This window comes from Bacteroidota bacterium (assembly GCA_016195025.1).
Lineage (GTDB): Bacteria > Bacteroidota > Bacteroidia > Palsa-948 > Palsa-948 > Palsa-948.
The window spans coordinates 1-19,481 of sequence record JACQAL010000032.1 but is presented as its reverse complement, the minus strand read 5'-3'; the positions used below and the strand labels follow the sequence as shown (position 1 = coordinate 19,481).

The window sequence follows — 19,481 nt, the reverse complement described above, 5'->3', positions numbered from 1 at the left end:
GTATATTATAGAAATGCAGGCATGAATGCATGGGTTCCTTTTAATAATGGATTCCCTAATGTAGTGGTAAGTGAACTTGAAATAAATTATCCGGCTAATAAAATACGAGCTGCAACTTTTGGAAGGGGGCTCTGGGAATCTGATTTATATTGTCCTCCTCCAACTCTTACAAAAACAGGTAGTATTTCATCTGGATTTTATGAAGCGTATAATGTTACAATTACTAATGCAACCGCAAGCTCAGGCAGCAATATTCAAGTGCGAGGTGCTGATGCTTTTTCAACTAATGGTGCGCCAATAGATGTTAATACTTCTCAGGGTAATGTTATATTTTCTGCTGGTAGCAATGTTCGCTTATTTGTGCACGGATGTGATCATCCCGGCAATAGTTTCCGTCAGCAAAATAATTCCGGTTCAGGGGGAGGAGAAAAAAATAATGCTCAGATAGAGAAACCAATTATTGAGGATAATAATATAAAATTCACTTATTACCCAAATCCTTTTATTGACCATTTACATATTGATTTCCTGCTCGAAAAATCATCCGATGTTAAAATATCTATATATAATTCTTACGGTCAAGCCATAGAAACAATTGCAAACAGCAAATATGAAGCAGGAGAACATAATTTACGCTTTGATGATTCTTCTCTTACTCCCGGAGTATATTTTATAAAACTGGATATAGGAGAAAAACATTTTACAAAAGCAGTTGTAAAAACACAAAGCGAATAAATTTATCTTCTCAGCCCAAAGGAATTTATTTTGTGAAGCTTGTCCTGAGCGGAGCCGAAGGAGCTGCAGAAAAAGTTTATACGGAGAAGGTGGTGATTGAGTAATCTTTGGCTCCTACCTGCTCAGCACAAGTTTTTTCGTAACCGTTCCGCGTTCGGTTTTCAGTTGAAGGAAGTAAATGCCGCTGCCCGCTGCGCTCAGGTTTAGAGTTTCCTGTTTTCGGTTTACAGTTGTCTGATATACTTTCTTTCCATAAATATCATACACCTCAATGTCTTTAACCGGAAACTGTAAACTGGAAACAGTAAACTCCCCCGTTGACGGATTCGGATACACCGAAATAAATTTCCCCAGGTTGGCTTCGTTCATTCCCACCGTGGTGGAATCGGTTACTTTGTAAATATTGGAGCGCGAAGTATTCAGGTTGGTGGCAAATGTGGTTGGATTTTTAATGCTCGGAGTGCAGCCGCCCTGCGGAGCATCCACATCCACGTGGTAATAATTCGTGTCGAGCGAATTAAAAGCGGTGTCGGAATATGCGGTAACATTCGCGAGAACGGAGTCAATTAACTTCCACGCTCCGTTTGTATTTGCTTTCCTATATATATGATAATAGGAAAATGCAAACCCGTCATACGCATCCCAAATCAAATCGTGATGCAGGTTGTTGGAGGTGGGCTGAAGCGCCAGGTGAATGGTTTTGTTTTCGGGGCTCATCGGTCCTTCTTTTCCGCAATCATCCACCATGGAAACCCTGTACTTCGCCCATCGGTTGTTGGGGTCGGGAACGGAATCAAAATATACGCTTAAACTCGTCCATAGAACGGAATCAATCAATTGGTAAACACCGGGTGCCGATGATTCGCGGTACACATTGAACCGATGAATGAACAGCGCGTTGGTTGGTTTTTCCCACACCACAATATTCATTTTACTGGAAGTATCAACCGTAACCAGACAGATGGGCTTGAGCGGAGGAAGCACCGGAGGAATTTTTACATTCCATGTATATTTGCATCCGCTGAAATCCTGCACCTTGCAGCCATACACTCCCGCAGGAACTCCTGTTAAGTCCTTCTGCGTGGTGCCGTTCGTCCACCAGTAGCCCCACACATTGGCAGGGTTCTGAGCCGTTACCCACGCGGCACCACTGTCTCCGCAGGCAACTGATTCAATGCTGTCTAAAAAAGCAAGCGGACCTGTGCTATCGGCAACATCCACCCACTTGGATTTTTTGCAGTTGTTCGCATCGGTAACAACCACCTGGTAAATATCGGCATTCACACCGGTGATGAAAGGGGTAACAGAAGCATTGCTCCATGTATAAGAATACGGCTGCGTTCCTCCGCTCACCAGCGCATACCCTTCTCCGTTGAACTGCGCGCAGGAAGAATTAATCACCGAGTCCTTTATGGAAAGAGGTGCGGGCTGAGTAATGAGAATGCTTTGCTGCGCAATGCAGTTGGATGCATCACTCACCGTAATATCATAGGGACCGAAAGCCAGCGCGCTGATGTTTTGCGTGGCGGCTCCGTTGCTCCACTTGTAATTGTAAGGAGGATTGCCGCCTGTTACTGTAATATTAATGGCTCCATCCGATAATCCGTTGCACGAAATATTTTGCAAGCCGGTTACGCTTATGGCGGGACCATTGCTGTTGGTAACCAGCCCATCGGCAAAAGAAAAACATCCTGCCGCATCGGTAACATTCACGCGGTAAGTGCCGGCAGCCAGCGCGGCAATAGTCGGAACCACATCGCCTGTGTTCCAGAGATAAGTGTAGGGTGAATTTCCTCCCGAAACAATTGCATTGGCAGTGCCGCTGCTGTTTGCGCACGAAGCGGGGGTGGCGTTAACCGTAACGGTGAGGTTGCACAAGGGAGCGAATTCCCAGAAATCTTGTTTGTAAGTTACTCCTGTTCCGATATATCCTTTTGTACCGATTGAAAATCCAACAGCTGCGTATCTTGCCGTTCCACCAAAATTTGCTTTTTGAGTCCATACATTTGTTCCTTGATCCCACTCCCAGAAATCTTGATAAGGTGTATTAGAAATATCACTTCCAATTCCAATATATCCTTTAGTGCCAATAGAAAAGCCAGTAGCTAATCTTCTTACTGTTCCGGTAAAGTTTGCTTTTTGAGTCCAAACATTTGTTGCCTGGTCCCATTCCCAAAAATCCTGCTTTAGAGTTGATCCATCAGATCCCGTTCCGATATATCCCTTAGCGCCTATAGAAAAACCTATAGCTTCATATCTTGCAGTTCCGCCAAAGTTAGCTTTTTGAGTCCATACATTTGTTGAAGGATCAAATTCCCAAAAATCCTGCTTCATAACGCCATCGTATCCTGTTCCGATATATCCCTTTGTGCCGATGGAAAAACCGACAGCTTCTCTTCTTGCCGTTCCACCAAAATTCGCTTTTTGAGTCCAAATATTTATTGATGGATCCCACTCCCAAAAATCATTTTTGTTAGCACCATCGAATCCTATTCCGATATATCCCTTCGTACCAATAGAAAAGCCAGTTGCATTATCTCTTGCTGTGCCTACAAAGTTTGCCTTTTGGCTCCAAATATTGTTTGCTTGGTCCCATTCCCAAAAATCATTTTTATATGCACCGTCATATCCTGTTCCTATATATCCTTTTGTTCCAATTGAAAAACCAACAGCTATATATCTTCCCGTTCCTCCAAAGTTTGCTTTTTGAGACCATGTTCCCTGGGAAAAAGAGTAGGCAGTAGGCAGTAGGCAGCAGGCAATAATGCAAACTGTTGCGGTAAAAATATTTTTTGTTTTCATTGGAAAAAAATTTAATTTATGGAAAAAGTTTTTTGTAAAAATTATTTCTATGTCCGAAACGTGCAAACCAAACTATGTTTCCGCGAATGATAATTCCAATTCTGTAGTGTTTCGCAACTTTTATTCTGTAATGTGTCTTGTATTTTTTCAGCTTGACAAGATTTTGTATTTGAGAAACCTTATGAGCACTTTTTACATTGAATATTGCTTTGCGAATTTCATCTGCTAATTCAGAATTGCAATGAGATACATCCCTCTTAAATTGCCCTTCATATCTTAGCTCCATTCTTTCTCAAAGTTTCAAAAATTTCTTCTTCCGAAACTTCTCCGCTTTCCATTCCTTCGTCAATCCATTTGGCAATTAAATCTTCGTCCTCTTTTTCTAAAACGTGCGGCTTCAGGTGAACTTTTTTCAGTAAAGTCAGAAAAAAGTTTTCTTCTTTATCAGGAACATTTACAATTATTGTTTTCATCTTTTATTGTCTGTTTTAATGATGGCTTTGATGATTCAAAGATACAGAAGTTTTTTTGTGAACAACTATAAATTTATCTGCATCACTTTCCAACCTTCCGCTTTTCCTCCGAAGAAGTCCCTTCGGGACATTCTTCCTTTATTCTTACATTCGCCCGCATGAAGCAACTTTACAGGATTCAAAACATTCTTCCCGCCAAGGAAACGCTTCTGCACAACGATGTGTTTCTTGTTTTGCTGTATGCCGCGCGCATTCCTCCTCACCTGCTTGTGTCGGTTCACGGAAAAATTTTTAGCCTCAGCGTGAAAGGCGCAACGGTGGACGGAGAACTTTCTTCGCTTCTTCATTTAATCCGAAGGAAAAAAATTGAAACTGTTTTTATCCGCCTTGCGCTTCCTCTTGTTTTCACGCTCGAACAACTGCAGGATGAAATCCGCCACTGCATGTTGGCATATCCGCGCGCAGATGTGGGCATTGCCACGTGCCTCACGCCCATTGCTGATTTCTGCCATTCTATTTACAGCACGGAGAAAAAAAATGTGAACCTGATTTTTGACCTTCTTCCGAAACTAAGCGAACGCAAGGCAGTGAAAGAAATTTACCATCTGAATCTCGGTAACTATTTATCCGGAAATTCTTTTGAGTTGAATAAATACGAAGTGAACGATGTGCACGAAGCCATCCGCAACTCATCTCTTGTAACGGTTTAAATCTTTATCAGCATGTTTCTTCGTGGAGAAAAAATAATTCTTCGTTATATGCAGCCCACCGATGCCGCTATGCTGCATAAATGGGAGAACGATACATCGCATTGGAAAATGAGCGGAACAGAAAAACCATTTACTAAAAAAGAAATCAAAAAATTTATTTCAAGCCGGCACGATATTTACCTCGAGGGGCAATTGCGGTGGATGATTGAATTATCGCCTTCCGCAAAAGAGGCGGAGAGAAATAGTATCGGCTGCATTGACCTTTTTGATTTTAGCGAACGCGAACGAAAATCGGGAATAGGAATTCTGATTGATAAAAATTTCCGCGCGAACGGCTATGCCTCCGAAGCAGTATCGCTTCTTGCAACCTATTGCTTTGAAATTCTCAATCTGAAAAAACTATGCTGCACCATTTCAAAAGACAATATTGCCAGCATAAAACTTTTCAGGAAGAATAAATTTAAAATTACAAACAGGAAAAACCATGAATTGTTTCTTGAGTTGATGAATCATTAATTCTTCTTTCGTTTCCAAAGTATATTTTTGCAGCCAATGTATTCTCTTCTCAGAAATATTTTTCTGTCTTCTCTTCTTCTCATTATTGTCTTTTCCGTTTTTCACTGCGGTTCTTCTGAAGAGAAAGAAAATAAAACTTCGGAAATGAAAACTTATAAAAATCTTTCTGCCGAAGTAAACTATGTGGGCATGGCAAAATGCAAGCAATGCCATTACGATAAATACGAAACGTTCATTGAAACAGGAATGGGAAAATCATTCGACAACGCAACGAAGAAAAAATCTTCTGCAAAGTTTGGCGCGCACGCAATCGTCTATGATAAATTTTCTGATTTATATTATCATCCGTTCTGGAATGGCGACACACTGAACATTCTCGAGTTTCGTTTGCAGGGAAAAGACACTGTGCACAAGCGAACGGAGAAAGCGGATTACATCATCGGCTCGGGGCAGCATACCAACTCGCATCTTTTCCGCACGAACGGTTATCTGCATCAGATGCCCGCTACATTTTATACGCAGAAAGAAGAATGGGATTTGCCTCCCGGTTTTGAAAACGGTTACAACAAACGTTTCGCGCGCATCATCGGGTTGGAATGCATGAGTTGCCACAACTCTTTTCCCGATTTTGTAATGGGCTCGGAAAATAAATTCAATTCCGTTCCTAATGGAATCGGCTGCGAGCGATGCCACGGTCCGGGAGAAATTCATGTGAAAGAAAAAGAAGCGGGCATTGCGGTTGACACTTCTAAAGAAATTGATTATTCCATTGTGAACCCCGCAAAACTTCCGGTTGATTTGCAGTTTGATGTTTGCCAGCGCTGCCATTTGCAGGGAAACGCGGTGCTGAAAGAAGGAAAATCATTTTACGATTTTCGCCCGGGAATGAAACTCTCGGAGGTGATGGATGTTTTTCTTCCCAAGTATGAAAACGGTGAAGATGATTTCATCATGGCATCACATGCAGAGAGATTAAAACAAAGCAAATGTTTTATTAAAACTTCGCTGGTCGGGATTTCAAATCCCGACCAACAACTCAAACCATATAAAAATGGATTGACTTGCGTTACCTGCCATAATCCTCATGTGAGTGTGAAAGTTACCGGCAAAGAAGTTTTTAATAATGCCTGCAAGAATTGTCACGGAAATAAAATACAAATAGTATGCAGCGAAAAACCTGAAACCAGAAACTTGAAACAGGATAACTGCGTTGGCTGCCACATGCCTAAGAGCGGTTCAATAGATATTCCGCATGTAACCATTACCGACCATTTCATTCGAAAGCCGCAGAAGAAAGTAGATGCTTCCTCTGTCAAAAAATTTATCGGTCTATTCGCCATCAATGAAAAAAATCCGGAGCCGCAGGTGTTGGCGGAAGCATACATGAACCAGTTTGAAAAGTTCACGCACAGTGCTGCTTTTCTCGATTCGGCAAAAAAATATCTGCCCGATAATTCACCGGATGAAATTGAAAAAAACATTCGCTTGCTTACAAGATTATATTTTCTGAAAGAGGACTTTGTTAAAATAATTTTTTATGCGAAGGCAGTTGGAGAGAAAAAAATGCTTAAAAAAATTCTTGTGCATGCTTCGTACGACAACAAAGATGCATGGGCTTGCTATGAAATAGGTGAATCCTTTTCTCATTCTGGAAATAGTAAAGCCGCTGAGCCGTTTTACAAAAAAGCGATGGAACTTGCTCCGTACAATCTGGATTTTATAAATAAACTTGCCCTAAATCTTCTCAGCAAGAATAAAAAAGAAGAAGCGCAGAAGTTATACGGGAAAATTCTTTCGGAAGATTCAAATTATACAGCCGCGTGGTGCAATCTCGGATTTATTTATCTTCAAAACGGAAACGCGGAAAAAGCAAATTCATTTTATGACAAAGCCATCGCGCTCGACCCCGATTACGAACAGGCATTGCTCAACAAAGCAGGTCTTTTGCTCTATGAAAAAAAGAACAGCGAGGCGCTTGCCTGCGTGAAAAGAATTCTGAAAATAAATCCGAAGAACGAACAGGCGCTTGCAATACAAATGAGATTGAAAAAATAAATGGCGAAGAAAAAAAGAAACATATTCCTGAAAATTATTTTGTGGCTTCTGTTTTTTCTTCTGCTCACGGGAGGAACTGCCGCTTACCTCGGCTACCGAATACTCTACCTGCCGAATACATCTTCAGAAATAAAAAAATCTCAACTCATTTTTATTCCCACCGGTTCTGCCTTTGAACAAGTGCTCGACACACTGCGCGCAAAAAAAATTCTGAAGCATGAAAAAAATTTCATCTGGCTGGCGCAAATTAAAAAATATAAAGACAAAGTGAAACCCGGCAGGTACCGCATTCTTTCCGGCATGAGCAGCAATGAAATCATCAACCTGCTGCGTGCAGGATTACAGGAGCCGGTGAATCTTACTTTCACCAACATCCGCACGAAAGAAGAATTGATTTCGCACGTGTGCAAAAAAATTGAAGCCGATTCCGTTCAACTCACCGCGCTGCTGAACAACGAGCAGTGGCTCAAACAAAATCTCGGCTTGAAGAGCGAAACCGTTCTCACGCTTTTCATTCCCAACACGTATCAACTCAACTGGAACACTTCGGCAAAGCAGTTTGTGGAGCGCATGCAAAGTGAATACAAAAAATTCTGGACGGAGGAGCGGAAGAAAAAAGCAAAAGAAATTAATCTCACGCAAACACAGGTCTCCATTCTCGCTTCCATTGTGCAGGCGGAACAGTTGGAGTTTCCCGATGAACGCCCAACCATTGCGGGATTATATCTGAACCGCATAAAATCAGGAATGGAACTTCAAAGCGACCCCACGGTGATTTACGCGCTCGGAGATTTTACCATTTGCCGCGTGCTCGATAAAGATAAAGAAGTGGATTCGCCTTACAACACGTATAAACATGCCGGCTTGCCACCGGGACCTATTTACATTCCCGAAATTTCTTCCCTTGATGCGGTGCTTAATTACCAGAAGAACGATTATCTCTACATGTGCGCCAAAGAAGATTTTTCCGGTAAACATAATTTTGCCAAAACGCTGAAGGAACATAACTGCAACGCGGAAAAATACCGCAGCGCGCTGAATAAGCAGAAGGTGTTCAGGTAACTTTGTAAAATGAAAAATTGTTCTAATAAATAATTTTTCTCCGCAGGAATGTTTTTTCTTTATTTGTTACTGCAATAAAATAAACTCCTCTCCCGAATTGCGAGAGATTTAATGTCTGCTTGTAGCGTCCTGAAAATTTATTCAGCGTTTCGCTGTAAACAATTTGCCCGAGTTCATCCCTGATTTCAATATCCAGATTATCTTCTTTACCTGAAGTGAATAAAATTTCAAATAAACCATTTGATGTTGGATTGGGATATGCTTGAAAATCTTCTAAAGAAAAAATATCATTCACTCCCGTACATGGAGAAACATATACGGTCATGGGATATGTAGTAAAACAACCTTGGTATATATACGAACAACCATTCGCATCAATAACTGAAACCGAATAAGTAGTAGTAATTGTCGGGCTTACTTGAATAGCTGCGGTTGTTTGTCCGCCCGGGTACCAACTATAACATACGCCTCCGTTTGCAATAAGAACTACTGACTGTCCCACACAAATAGTATCAACTGACGGACAAATTGTACAAACCGGTTTTGGATTAACTATAATTGCTGTTGTTCCGGTTGCTGTGCATCCTAAACCATCTGCAGCAAGAACGGTATACGTTGTAGTCACGGTTGGACAAGTAGCAACGGGAGGTTGTGTAATAGCAGGTGTCCATGAATATGTGTAAGGACCTCCATCTCCTCCGCTTGCATTTGCAGTAATTGAAGAACAATCACCTATACATATTGGACTCCATGACCAGGTTGATACTGTAAGCGGAGGATTTTGTCCAATCGCAACCGTTGCAGTTACAGCCGGACAAGGAGTAGCATCCGTTACCGATATTGTATAGGTTCCGGGGCAAAGACCCGTTGCTGTTTGTGTGGTTTGTGAACCGGGCATCCACAAATAATGGTAAGGCGGGGTTCCGTTGCTCGCCACAGCATAAGCAGAACCGGTACACTGCCCGTAGCAATTCGCATCTGAAAGTTTAGAACTGTTTACAACCATCGGGCATTGCCCGAACATTGCAACAGAAAAAGAAAATAAAATAAAAGAGGAATATAATTTTCTCATGAAGAATATTTTTTAGTGATAAGATGAAGGAAATAAGAAAAAGGTTGCAGGAGCAGAAAAATTACTTCTCCCCTACCTCACCAGCGAAACGCTTCCTTCTTTATGGAAGAATGTCTCGTCAATGAGAGTTACATCGAGGAGGAAGAAGAACACAGCGGCATCAGCGGGTTTTCCTTGAATGGTTCCGTCCCAGCCCACTGCGGCATCATCGCTGAAGAAAACTTTTTGTCCCCAGCGGTTGTAAATGGTAAATGAAATTTCTTTTATGCAGGGGCTCGCCTTGCATTCGCCTCCCCCATTGCTGCCGGGCGCGCGCACGCAAAGCCAATCGTTATGAGAATCGCCATTGGGAGAAAAAGCATTGGGCACAAAAATATCTCCGCACTCTTTGGTTACATACACAATTACCGAATCGCAGGCGCTGCAGCCGTTTGCATCGGTGGTGCATAATACATACACAGTGGTATCAACCGGGCTGGCAACCGGGTTCGGGCAAGCCGCGCAACTCAATCCGGTAGTCGGGCTCCATATATAGGTTCCGGTGCTGGTGTTTCCGCTCAGCGTGGTGGAGGCACCAATGTTAATGGTATTGGGGCTGGCGCTCACAGTCACGGTGGGAATAGGAGAAACATTCACCGTAATGCCTGCCGTATCGGAGCAGGCGCCATTGGAAGAAGTAACCGTGTAAGAAGTGGTAACGCTGGGCATAACTATAATCGTTGCAGAAGTTTGCCCGTTTGGCAACCATGAATAAGTGGTGCCTCCGTTCTGCGCGGTGAGCGTGGTGGAATTTCCTGCGCATATATTCGTGATTCCGTTCACGATTAAATTAATTTGCGGAAGCACGGTAATCAGCGTTGTGCCGGAAGAAGTGCATCCATTCGCACCTGTAGCGGTAACAGAATACGTGGTGCTCAATGTAGGGCACTCCGTAACTGAAGCCGTAGTTTGTCCTCCCGGATTCCATACATACGAAACGCCTCCCGATGCGGTAATGGTGGCGCAACTGCCGTTGCAAATATTTGTTTGCGGCAAAGCGGTAATCGTTATCGTTGGATTCGGATTTACGGTGAGAGGAATGGTGGCGGTGTCGGCACAAGTTCCGTTGAAAGCAAGCACAGTATACGTAATGCTCGTAGTAGGATTAGCAGTGGGATTTGCAATAGTAGTATTGCTTAAGCCGGTGGAAGGAGCCCATAAATAAGTGGTGCCACCGCTTGCGTTAAGCGTAGTGGCGCTGCCCGAACAAAAAGTAGTTGACGAAGCGCTTACCGAAACAGTGGGAGTTGGCGTAACGCTTATTGTGAAAACCGCAGTGCCCGTGCAGCCAATGGAATTGGAAGCAGTCACCGTGTAGCCGGTAGTAACAGAAGGACTCACTGAAATAAGAGTGCCGGTTTGCCCGGTGCTCCACGAATAACTTGTTCCTCCCGAAGCAGAAAGTGTTGCCACCTGCCCCGAACAAATGGTGCTGTTGCCCGCAATAGAAGCCGCAACACTGCTCACACTCACGCTGAATGTCCCCGTGTTGCTGCATCCTGCACCGCTCGTAACCGTTACCGTGTATCCCGTGTTGGAAGTTGGATTCACAATAATGGAAGAAGTGGTTTGTCCTCCGGGGCTCCACAAATAATTTCCTCCTCCCGTTGCGGCAATAGTATCGGGAGTTCCAAGGCAAATGGTGGAGACACCGCTTACCGTTACAACCGGCAGCGGCTGAACGAATATTGTAACCGAATCGGTGGCTGTTCCGCAGGAGTTGGTTACGAATAATGTGTAAGTAGTGCTTGAAGTGGGGCTCACAGTAATTGAAGCGGTTGTTTGCCCCGTGCTCCATGAATATGTTCCGTTTCCTGCCGCATTCAGAACAGCGCTTCCTCCCACGCAAATTGCCGTGTCAGCGCCTGCAAAAGCAGTGGGCTGCGGAGAAACGCTTAACGAAACACTGGCAGTATTGGTGCAGCCGTTCGCATCGGTTACGGTTACGGTATAGTTGGTTGCCGAAGTAATATTCACAACAATTGAAGTGGTGGTGGCGCTCGTGTTCCACGAATAAGAAGTTCCGCCCGAAGCGGTAAGCGTGCTGTTCACTCCCGAACAAACAGTGGTGTTTCCCGAAATGGAAGCAGAGGGAAGCGCATTCACGCTCACGGTCATGGAAGCAGTGGCGGTGCATCCGCCTGCATCGGTAACTATAACTGTATAAGAAGAAGTAGTGGTGGGAGAAACCACAATGGAAGAAGTGCTTTGTCCGCCAGGGCTCCATGCATAGCCGGTTCCCGCGTTTGCCGTAAGCGTTGTTGAACTTCCGCTGCAGATAGGCGAATTGCCGGTGATGGAAGCAGTGGGCGTTCCAATATATACCCAAACCGAATCGCTGGCAGTTCCGCAGATGTCTGTCATAGTCACTGTGTAGTTAGTGGAAACAGTTGGGTTGGCAACAGGATTGGCAATAGAAGTATTACTTAAGCCGGTGGAAGGCGACCATTGAAAGGTTCCGCTTCCGCTGGCAGTCAAGGTGGTGTTTCCGCCCAGGCAGATGGTAACATCGGTTCCTGCATTCACCGAGGGATTTGAATTAATGGTAATGGTAACTGTGCTGGTTGCGCTTCCGCAGGAATTGGTAACAGTAAGCGTGTAAGTGGTGGTGGAAGTAGGATTCGCAACAGGGTTCACGCAGGTGCTGCAACTCAAACTTCCCGAAGGAGCCCATGCAAAACTTCCGTTGCCTGTTCCGTTCAGCGTGGTGCTTGAGCCCGAACATATCGAAACATCGGGTCCTGCATTTGCCGTTGGCAATGGATTCACCGCCACGGTAACCGAACTATCATCCGTACATCCGTTGGCATCGGTGGCGACTACGGTATAACTTGTGCTTATTGTAGGGTTAACCGAAATAGGATTAGAAGTGGAACCGGTGCTCCATGAATAATTTATTCCTCCCGAGCCGGTGAGCGTAGTGCTTTGACCGGAACAGATAGTAAGGTTTCCGCTGATGGAAGCGGTGGGGCTTGGATAAAGCGAAACGGTTCCCGTTGCCTGCCCCGAACATCCTGTTGAAGTAATGGTGCCTGTTACCGTATAAGTGGTGGTAGTGCTTGGATTAACAACAATGCTCGAAGTGGTTTGCCCGGTGCTCCATCCGTAGGTATCACCTCCCGATGCCGTGAGTGTGGCGCTGGCTCCGTTACAAACCGTAGTGGAGCCGGAAACAGTGATGGTGGGCGCTCCGTTCACAGTAATAGTTGCCGAAGTAACACCCGTGCATCCGTTTCCATCGGTTGCGGTAAGCGTATAGGAAGAAGTTACAGTGGGAACAACAACAATGCTCGTGGTGGTTTGCCCGCCAGGCGCCCAACTATACGTTACTCCTCCTGAGCCGGTGAGCGTAACCGGGTCTCCTCCGCAGATTGCAAAGGTTCCGCTGATGCTCGGAGTGGGCGCGGGATAAAGGGAAACAGTTCCTGTTCCGGTGCCCGTGCATCCGTTTGCATCGGTGCCGGTGAGCGTGTACGTGGTGTTGACAGTGGGAGAAACAGTAATGCTCGTAGTGGTTGAACCGTTGTTCCACCAGGAATATGTATTGCCTCCGCTGGCAGTGAGCGTGGCGCTGCTGCCTGGGCAGATTGAACCGGTGCCGCCAACAGTAACCGTAGGCGTTGGATTCACGGTAACCATCATGGTTCCGGTGCTGGTGCAGGGCTGCGCATCGGTGACGGTAACTGTATAAACGGTGGTGGCGGTTGGAGAGGCAACCGGATTAGAAATGGTGGGGCTGCTCAAACTTCCCGAAGGCGCCCACACATACGTGAAAGGCGAAGTGCCCGAAGTAACTGTTACGCTGATGGTGGTGGACTGCCCGCTGCAAATGGTAACATTTGATGACATGGTTATGGTGGGCGCCACGCACATTACTTTTTGCGATGATTGTGAAAATGAAAAAAGAGAGAAAGAAAAAAGAAACGAAAGAGAAAATAAAAATCTTTTCATCAGATATATTTTTTTCCAAAGAGCGAGCAAAGATATATATTATTTAATTGGAAGCGCGGTGCGTAAAGTTTTTTTTGAAATGATATGAACAGAAAAATTGCAGGTCAACGGGTAGAAAAAAAATCCCGCCTGCAAATTTCACAGGCGAGATTTTTCTTTTTTTGTTTTCTTTTCTTACTGCACAATAATTTTTCCTGCAGAAAGAATATGCTCGCTGTCTTTCAGTTTATAGAAATATAAACCTGCCGCAATGTTAGCGCCTCTGTTGAGCGTGAAGTCAATGGCTGCGCCTTTGAAGGGGCTCAAATCAAGCGACTGCACTTGTTTTCCGTATATGTCATACACATCAAACACGAGAGCACCGTGAGCAGGATTTACAAAATCAATTCTCACATTGGCAAATGAATTGAACGGGTTGGGCCAAATGGCAACCGATGCATCAGAAGTAATTTCAGGTACCGCAGCGTTATTGCCCTGAATATTTACGCGAATCATAAAATCTTCAGTGGCATTGTTGCGGTATTCCGCCCAGTTGCCGCCAATGATTTCAAAGTTGCGGTTGGAAAGCGGAAGCGTTTGAGAAGTTCCGATGGCGCTCGAGTCGTCTCCATTTTCCATATAGCCAACATACACTCCTCCTGAACTTACCACGAGCGGAGTTGAAAGAGCAAATTTGTGAAACTTCAGAGGAATGGAAAGAGGCGAAGAAACAGAATCAATATAAAGTTGAGTACCAGGAGAATTAAAAGGTCCGTTATCGTCCAGAATTTGCAACTGGTGATAAAACGTAGTCAACTTCGTAGTATTTGTTACATATACCTCCACCGAAGTAATTGAAGCCGGATAAAATGGCGGCTGAATATAAATTCCTTGTCCTCCGTTTCCGCCCCAACTGATTTGCGTGGTGGTGGTGGTATCGTAAAAATACGCTAAGGGAACAGTTGCCTGAGTGGTATCTACTATATCCATTTCCACATCGGTAATATCATTGGCAGGATTAACGTCTGTGCTCAATGAAGTGGTGGAGCGGTAAAGAAATGTACCTGAAGTAGTGGGTGTAAAGGCAGTAGAATATGCAAGCATTGAATCTGCACCTATAAGAAGCGATGATACAGTTGCGCTGCCTGACCAAACCTGGTTAAGACCCTTATCGTAAACCCCACCTGTTACAGGAATGTTGGTGATGTTTTGGTTTCCTGCATTATTCACATCGGTTACCAGCCACGTATTGTTAGTTGATTTGGAAAGAAAAAATCCACCGTTCTCCGGGTTTTGATTCCATAAAGGAGTAGCGTCAAATGCCTGATAGGTTACAGTGCCCGGATAATAAAATTTAACAGCCGAGTTTGGAGTGGGGAAAGTTAAACTTGGCAACACCTGCAATCCAATTTGTCCTGATGAATTGGAAATTCCTGTTGCTGTTCCTTCTGTTGTTTGATAAACATTTGTTCCCACCTGGGCAATGTTATATTGAAACGTAATGGAACTATCCGCTCCGCTGAGGATTACCTGGAAACTGTATCTTCCATCATATCCGTTAGGAGTATTCACCCAATAAGGGACAGAATCATATTGAACAATAAATGTGTCAACATTATTCGACCAGTACCATGCAGAAGCATTGGGCACCGGCTGAGAATTTGTTTTCGTAAATGTTAAATCGGCAAGAAGCGGGCTGATGGTATTCTTTGCCGAAGTGGAAGGCAGTGTGGGAAATGGCGCTGCAATATTTCCGGGAGCACCGGTAAATCCAATCCAGCCGTTAGAGCCCACGTACATTTTATTATAGTCAAGCCAATAAAAATGAAAGTTCCATCCCAGAACAAACGGACCTTTTCGGTTATCATCGCCCAAACCGATAATCTTGGTTCCTTTGCCTTTAATATCATTCCACATAACGGCAGGGCCTTGAGCATCCTGATCGTTGCGCCAGGTATAGCCGTAGGTATCGGGTCCGCCCGATGTTTGCGCAAGCGCTGCGCCTGCAAAAAAAACTGCTGATAAAAGAGAAAGTACTTTTGTTTTCATCGAAATAAATTTAAGTTGATTGAATGGTTTAAAAATTGAGCAGCAAAGATATATAAAAGACAATAGGAGGGAAATATTTTTTTAACAACATTTGTTCATCAAACAGGATGAATGGAAGAGCGGATGAATGGATGAATGAAATCATTCAATCTTCAACTGAAGTTCGGCTCCTTCCAATTCGGTTTTGCTGCCGAAGTCAAGCACGCCCAGCACGGAGTAATCGCCTTTTTCAAGCGTGGGCGGAGATTTTTTTGTTGAATCGGTTTGGGAAAAAACAGGAAGCGTGAATAAAATGAATGTGAAACCAAAAAATATTTTCATAGAGAGTTTAGTTTGTCATGCGAATTTACTAATTTTCCTCATCAACATTTATTCGTTGAAAAGATAACGCTTGATTTTTTTCCTGCGCCTTTACTAAATTTACTTTTGAATACAGTGAAAACTTTCCTGAGGCATACAGCAATTTTATTTGTCATTTGTCATTTGTCATTTGTCATTTGGAGTCAGCCGGTATTTCTTAAATCAAACAATCAATCGTGGAGCGATTCGGTTTTTACTACGCTCACTCCCGCGCAACGCATAGGGCAACTCTTCATGGTGGCTGCCTGGTCGAATGAGAAAACAGATACCGCTGAAATAAAAAGATTGATTGACTCCTGCGGAATCGGAGGATTGATTTTTTTTCAGGGAGGACCGATGAGGCAGGCAACTCTCACAAATTACTACCAGAAAATTTCCAAAGTAAAACTTTTAATTTCAATTGACGGGGAATGGGGATTGAACATGCGGCTCGACAGCACGGTGCAGTTTCCGCATCAGATGACGCTGGGCGCAATTCCCCCGAATGCCGATTCATTAATTTATCTGATGGGAAAAGAAATTGCGCGCGAGTGCAAACGCCTCGGCATTCAGGTGAATCTTGCTCCGGTGGTGGATGTAAATAACAATCCGCTCAACCCGGTCATCAGTAACCGCTCGTTCGGAGAAAATAAATTTTCGGTTACACGGAAATCATTGCTCTACATGAAAGGATTGCAGGACGCGGGCGTGCTTGCCTGCGCGAAACATTTTCCGGGACATGGCGATACCGAAAGCGATTCGCATAAAACTCTTCCCGTCATTTCTCACAGCAAAGAAACCATTGACACGCTTGATTTATTTCCGTTCAAAGAAATGTTCCGGCAGGGAATTGGCAGCGTGATGGTGGCGCATCTTTTTATTCCCGCGCTCGACACCACAAAAAATACCGCTTCCACTTTATCGCCAAAAGTGGTAACCGGTTTGCTGAAAAAAGAATTGAAGTTCGATGGATTGATTTTTACAGACGCGCTGAACATGAAAGGCGTTACAAAGTTTTACAAGCCCGGTGAAGCGGATGTAAAAGCGCTGCTGGCGGGAAACGATGTGCTGCTTTTCTCCGAAGACGTTCCGAAAGCGATTGCGGAAATTAAAAATGCAATGGCGCGCGGAGAAATTACGCAGGAAGAAATTGATTCGCGCTGCAAAAAAATTCTTTTGGCGAAGCAATGGTGCGGATTAAATAAATATTCTCCCATTGATACGGCAAATCTTTTCCGCGATTTAAATTCTTACCGCACAGATTATTTAAATATTCTTCTTGCAGAAAATTCTGTTACGCTGCTGAAGAACGAAAAGAAAATAATTCCGCTCATGAATCCGGATACGCTTCGCATTGCTTCTGTTTCCATCGGAACGGGTGTGAATAACAAGTTGAATGAAATGCTTGCGTGGTATTCGCCCGTAAAAAACTTTTCTCTTCCGAAAGAATCAAAGCGAAGTGAAACCGACACGCTGCTGAAAAAACTTTTAGATTATAATCTTGTCATCGTAACTATTGCCGGAACAACAAATCCGAAAAATGATTTCGGAATTACAAAACAAACGGTTGATTTCATCCGCAAAGTGAACAGGCAGTCAAAAACTATTCTGGCGGTTTTTGCAAATGCGTATTCACTGCAATCGCTCGATACCATTGCTGACAGCACGGATGCCATTGTGATGGGTTACGAGAACAACGATTACATGCTCAATCTTTCCGCGCAGGTGATTTTCGGGGGAGTTGCTGCGAAAGGAAAACTGCCGGTTACCGCTTCAAAAAAATTTCCCATCGGTTCAGGACTGAATACTCCTTCGCCCATTCGTTTTAAATACACCGTTCCTGAAGAAGTAGGAATTGATTCTAAAAAATTAGAAGCGATTGATACGATTGTCGCTCACGGCATTTCGGAGAAAGCGTTTCCCGGCTGCGAAGTTTTTTTCGCGAAGGACAGTAAAGTTTTTTACTATAAATCATTCGGCTATCACACCTACGAAAACAGGCGCATGGTGAAGAAGGATGATATTTATGATTTGGCTTCCATCACAAAAATTGCCGCCACCACTGCCGCTGCGATGAAACTTTACGATGAGAAAAAAATTAATCTCGATGATTCGCTGGGGCATTATCTTCCTGAAGTAAGATTCACTGACAAAGCAAACCTGCGCCTGCGCGAAATGCTCACGCACCAGGCGGGCTTGAAGGACTGGATTCCGTTTTATCTGCGCACGCTCAGCAAAGGAGAATACAAGCCCGGCATATATAATAAGGTAAAGACCGCAGAATATCCCACGCGCGTTGCCGCTCAATTATACATCCGCAAAAATTATTCCGACACTCTTTGGAAACGAATTATTGAATCGCCTGTGAGTTCGCAGAAAAAATATGTGTACAGCGATTTGGATTTGCTTTTCATCTGGCGAGTCATAGAGGGAATTACAAAGACACCGATGGATGAATATGTGCAGAAAAATTTTTACGCTCCGCTCGGGCTTTCCACCATGACGTATAAGCCGCGCGAAAAATTTTCGTTGAGCCGGATTGTTCCAACGGAATACGATGTGAAGTTCAGAAAACAATTGGTGCATGGAGATGTGCACGACCCTGCTGCTGCCATGCTGGGCGGAGTGGCGGGGCATGCAGGATTGTTTTCAGATGCAAACGATTTAGGCGTGATGATGCAATTGTTTTTGCAGGGCGGAGAATACGGAGGCAAACGATTTATTGATACAGCCACCGTGAGAGAATTTACCAAGTGCCAGTTCTGCGGTGATAACCGCAGGGCGCTTGGCTTTGACAAGCCGGAAACAAATCCAACGAAGGACAGCCCCATCTGCGATTGCGTTTCTTATTTAAGTTTCGGGCACCAGGGATTTACGGGAACCATCACATGGGCAGACCCGGAAAAAAATCTCGTGTATGTTTTTCTTTCCAACCGCGTGTATCCCGATTCGGAAAACAACAAGATTACGAAAATGGGAATACGTTCCAACATTCTCAAAGCAGTGTATGGGGCAATGAAGTAATAAAAAATCATCGGAGTTTATGCGTGGACTACAGTAGTTGCTATACTGACTACAGTAGTTGCTGTACTGACTACAGTAGTTGCTGCACTGACTACAGTAGTTGCTGCAGCAATGTTAGCAGTTACTATGCTGATGTCAGAATTACGACCCCACAGGCACGCTCACTGACGAGCAGTTTTTAATACTCGTTTACTGGGCGGAAGAACTTTCAAAAGAGCAAATCGGGAATAAATTCGGCTTTAAAGAAAAATGGGCGGATGCACGGCTTGTCATCATTTACAAAAAACTAGATGTGCATACGCGCCATGGCTGCATTGATAAAGCATGGCTCATGGGAATTTTTACGTACGAAAACCGGAAAAAATAAATGAGCGCGAAACGCGCCATGGCGCAAGGCGACAAAAGCCCTGCGCTTTGCGAGAGTCCGTCCTTTTGGCGGACCGCTGCGCGCAGGGGTTTGGGTTTTGGGTTTACTGTTTTCTGTTTCTGGTTTTTAAAACCAGAAACTGCAAACCGTAAACTGTAAACTGCTTTTTACTTGCTCTTCACTCCCGATGTTCGCTTCGCTCAATCGGGACTTTCATCATTTTTATTTTTCTATTTTGATTTCAGCATCTTTTTTGTGTCGAGCGTCATGCCATCGGCAACAATGCTGTAGGTATAAATGCCGCTGCT

General features: G+C 44.1%; 12 protein-coding genes. 6 read left to right on the top strand and 6 right to left on the bottom strand.

What is annotated here, in order from left to right; genetic code table 11:
- The first annotated feature begins 21 nt into the window (after positions 1 to 21).
- Positions 22 to 735 (top strand): T9SS type A sorting domain-containing protein, encoded by a 714-nt coding sequence (locus tag HY063_06095; GenBank protein MBI3501349.1) that lies wholly within the window; start codon positions 22 to 24, stop codon positions 733 to 735.
- 114 nt (positions 736 to 849) lie between these two features.
- Here HY063_06095 and HY063_06090 read toward each other — a convergent pair whose 3' ends face one another.
- Together HY063_06090 and HY063_06085 are read right to left on the bottom strand one after the other, a co-directional pair.
- Positions 850 to 3,537, bottom strand: a complete 2,688-nt coding sequence (locus HY063_06090) for a T9SS type A sorting domain-containing protein (protein ID MBI3501348.1) — start codon at positions 3,535 to 3,537, stop codon at positions 850 to 852.
- Positions 3,538 to 3,806: 269 nt separating this feature from the next.
- Positions 3,807 to 4,010, bottom strand: coding sequence for a hypothetical protein (locus tag HY063_06085; protein ID MBI3501347.1), 204 nt, complete (start codon positions 4,008 to 4,010; stop codon positions 3,807 to 3,809).
- Positions 4,011 to 4,168: 158 nt separating this feature from the next.
- Between HY063_06085 and HY063_06080 the strand changes: the two genes are divergently transcribed.
- From HY063_06080 to mltG, 4 genes are read left to right on the top strand one after another with little or no spacing between them, the layout of a single operon-like run.
- Complete coding sequence (locus HY063_06080; protein MBI3501346.1) at positions 4,169 to 4,720, top strand: hypothetical protein; 552 nt, start codon at positions 4,169 to 4,171, stop codon at positions 4,718 to 4,720.
- A gap of 12 nt (positions 4,721 to 4,732) precedes the next feature.
- The gene (locus HY063_06075; GenBank protein MBI3501345.1) at positions 4,733 to 5,236 is read left to right on the top strand and encodes a GNAT family N-acetyltransferase; all 504 of its coding nucleotides are present in this window, start codon (positions 4,733 to 4,735) and stop codon (positions 5,234 to 5,236) included.
- Positions 5,237 to 5,272: 36 nt separating this feature from the next.
- The gene (locus HY063_06070; protein MBI3501344.1) at positions 5,273 to 7,291 is read left to right on the top strand and encodes a tetratricopeptide repeat protein; all 2,019 of its coding nucleotides are present in this window, start codon (positions 5,273 to 5,275) and stop codon (positions 7,289 to 7,291) included.
- Positions 7,292 to 8,353 (top strand): endolytic transglycosylase MltG, encoded by a 1,062-nt coding sequence (gene mltG / locus HY063_06065; GenBank protein ID MBI3501343.1) that lies wholly within the window; start codon positions 7,292 to 7,294, stop codon positions 8,351 to 8,353.
- Positions 8,354 to 8,375: 22 nt separating this feature from the next.
- Here the strand turns inward: mltG and HY063_06060 are convergent, their stop codons facing one another.
- From HY063_06060 to HY063_06045, 4 genes are all read right to left on the bottom strand, one after another.
- Positions 8,376 to 9,425, bottom strand: coding sequence for a T9SS type A sorting domain-containing protein (locus tag HY063_06060; protein ID MBI3501342.1), 1,050 nt, complete (start codon positions 9,423 to 9,425; stop codon positions 8,376 to 8,378).
- Between the two features lie 72 nt (positions 9,426 to 9,497).
- Positions 9,498 to 13,415, bottom strand: a complete 3,918-nt coding sequence (locus tag HY063_06055; GenBank protein ID MBI3501341.1) for a gliding motility-associated C-terminal domain-containing protein — start codon at positions 13,413 to 13,415, stop codon at positions 9,498 to 9,500.
- 174 nt (positions 13,416 to 13,589) lie between these two features.
- The gene (locus HY063_06050) at positions 13,590 to 15,443 is read right to left on the bottom strand and encodes a T9SS type A sorting domain-containing protein (protein ID MBI3501340.1); all 1,854 of its coding nucleotides are present in this window, start codon (positions 15,441 to 15,443) and stop codon (positions 13,590 to 13,592) included.
- A 141-nt stretch (positions 15,444 to 15,584) separates the two neighbouring features.
- Complete coding sequence (locus HY063_06045; protein ID MBI3501339.1) at positions 15,585 to 15,764, bottom strand: hypothetical protein; 180 nt, start codon at positions 15,762 to 15,764, stop codon at positions 15,585 to 15,587.
- A gap of 114 nt (positions 15,765 to 15,878) precedes the next feature.
- On the opposite strand from HY063_06045, the gene HY063_06040 reads away from it, so the two are divergent.
- On the top strand, positions 15,879 to 18,806 hold the full coding sequence (locus tag HY063_06040) for a serine hydrolase (protein ID MBI3501338.1): 2,928 nt from the start codon (positions 15,879 to 15,881) through the stop codon (positions 18,804 to 18,806).
- Positions 18,807 to 19,481: the final 675 nt, after the last annotated feature.

Bases quoted from the DNA above. Each gene is read 5' to 3' on its own strand.
- HY063_06095 (MBI3501349.1), top strand. From the start codon at position 22: ATGAATGCATGGGTTCCTTTTAATAATGGATTCCCTAATGTAGTGGTA.
- HY063_06090 (MBI3501348.1), bottom strand. From the start codon at position 3,537: ATGAAAACAAAAAATATTTTTACCGCAACAGTTTGCATTATTGCCTGC.
- HY063_06085 (MBI3501347.1), bottom strand. From the start codon at position 4,010: ATGAAAACAATAATTGTAAATGTTCCTGATAAAGAAGAAAACTTTTTT.
- HY063_06080 (MBI3501346.1), top strand. From the start codon at position 4,169: ATGAAGCAACTTTACAGGATTCAAAACATTCTTCCCGCCAAGGAAACG.
- HY063_06075 (MBI3501345.1), top strand. From the start codon at position 4,733: ATGTTTCTTCGTGGAGAAAAAATAATTCTTCGTTATATGCAGCCCACC.
- HY063_06070 (MBI3501344.1), top strand. From the start codon at position 5,273: ATGTATTCTCTTCTCAGAAATATTTTTCTGTCTTCTCTTCTTCTCATT.
- mltG (MBI3501343.1), top strand. From the start codon at position 7,292: ATGGCGAAGAAAAAAAGAAACATATTCCTGAAAATTATTTTGTGGCTT.
- HY063_06060 (MBI3501342.1), bottom strand. From the start codon at position 9,425: ATGAGAAAATTATATTCCTCTTTTATTTTATTTTCTTTTTCTGTTGCA.
- HY063_06055 (MBI3501341.1), bottom strand. From the start codon at position 13,415: ATGAAAAGATTTTTATTTTCTCTTTCGTTTCTTTTTTCTTTCTCTCTT.
- HY063_06050 (MBI3501340.1), bottom strand. From the start codon at position 15,443: ATGAAAACAAAAGTACTTTCTCTTTTATCAGCAGTTTTTTTTGCAGGC.
- HY063_06045 (MBI3501339.1), bottom strand. From the start codon at position 15,764: ATGAAAATATTTTTTGGTTTCACATTCATTTTATTCACGCTTCCTGTT.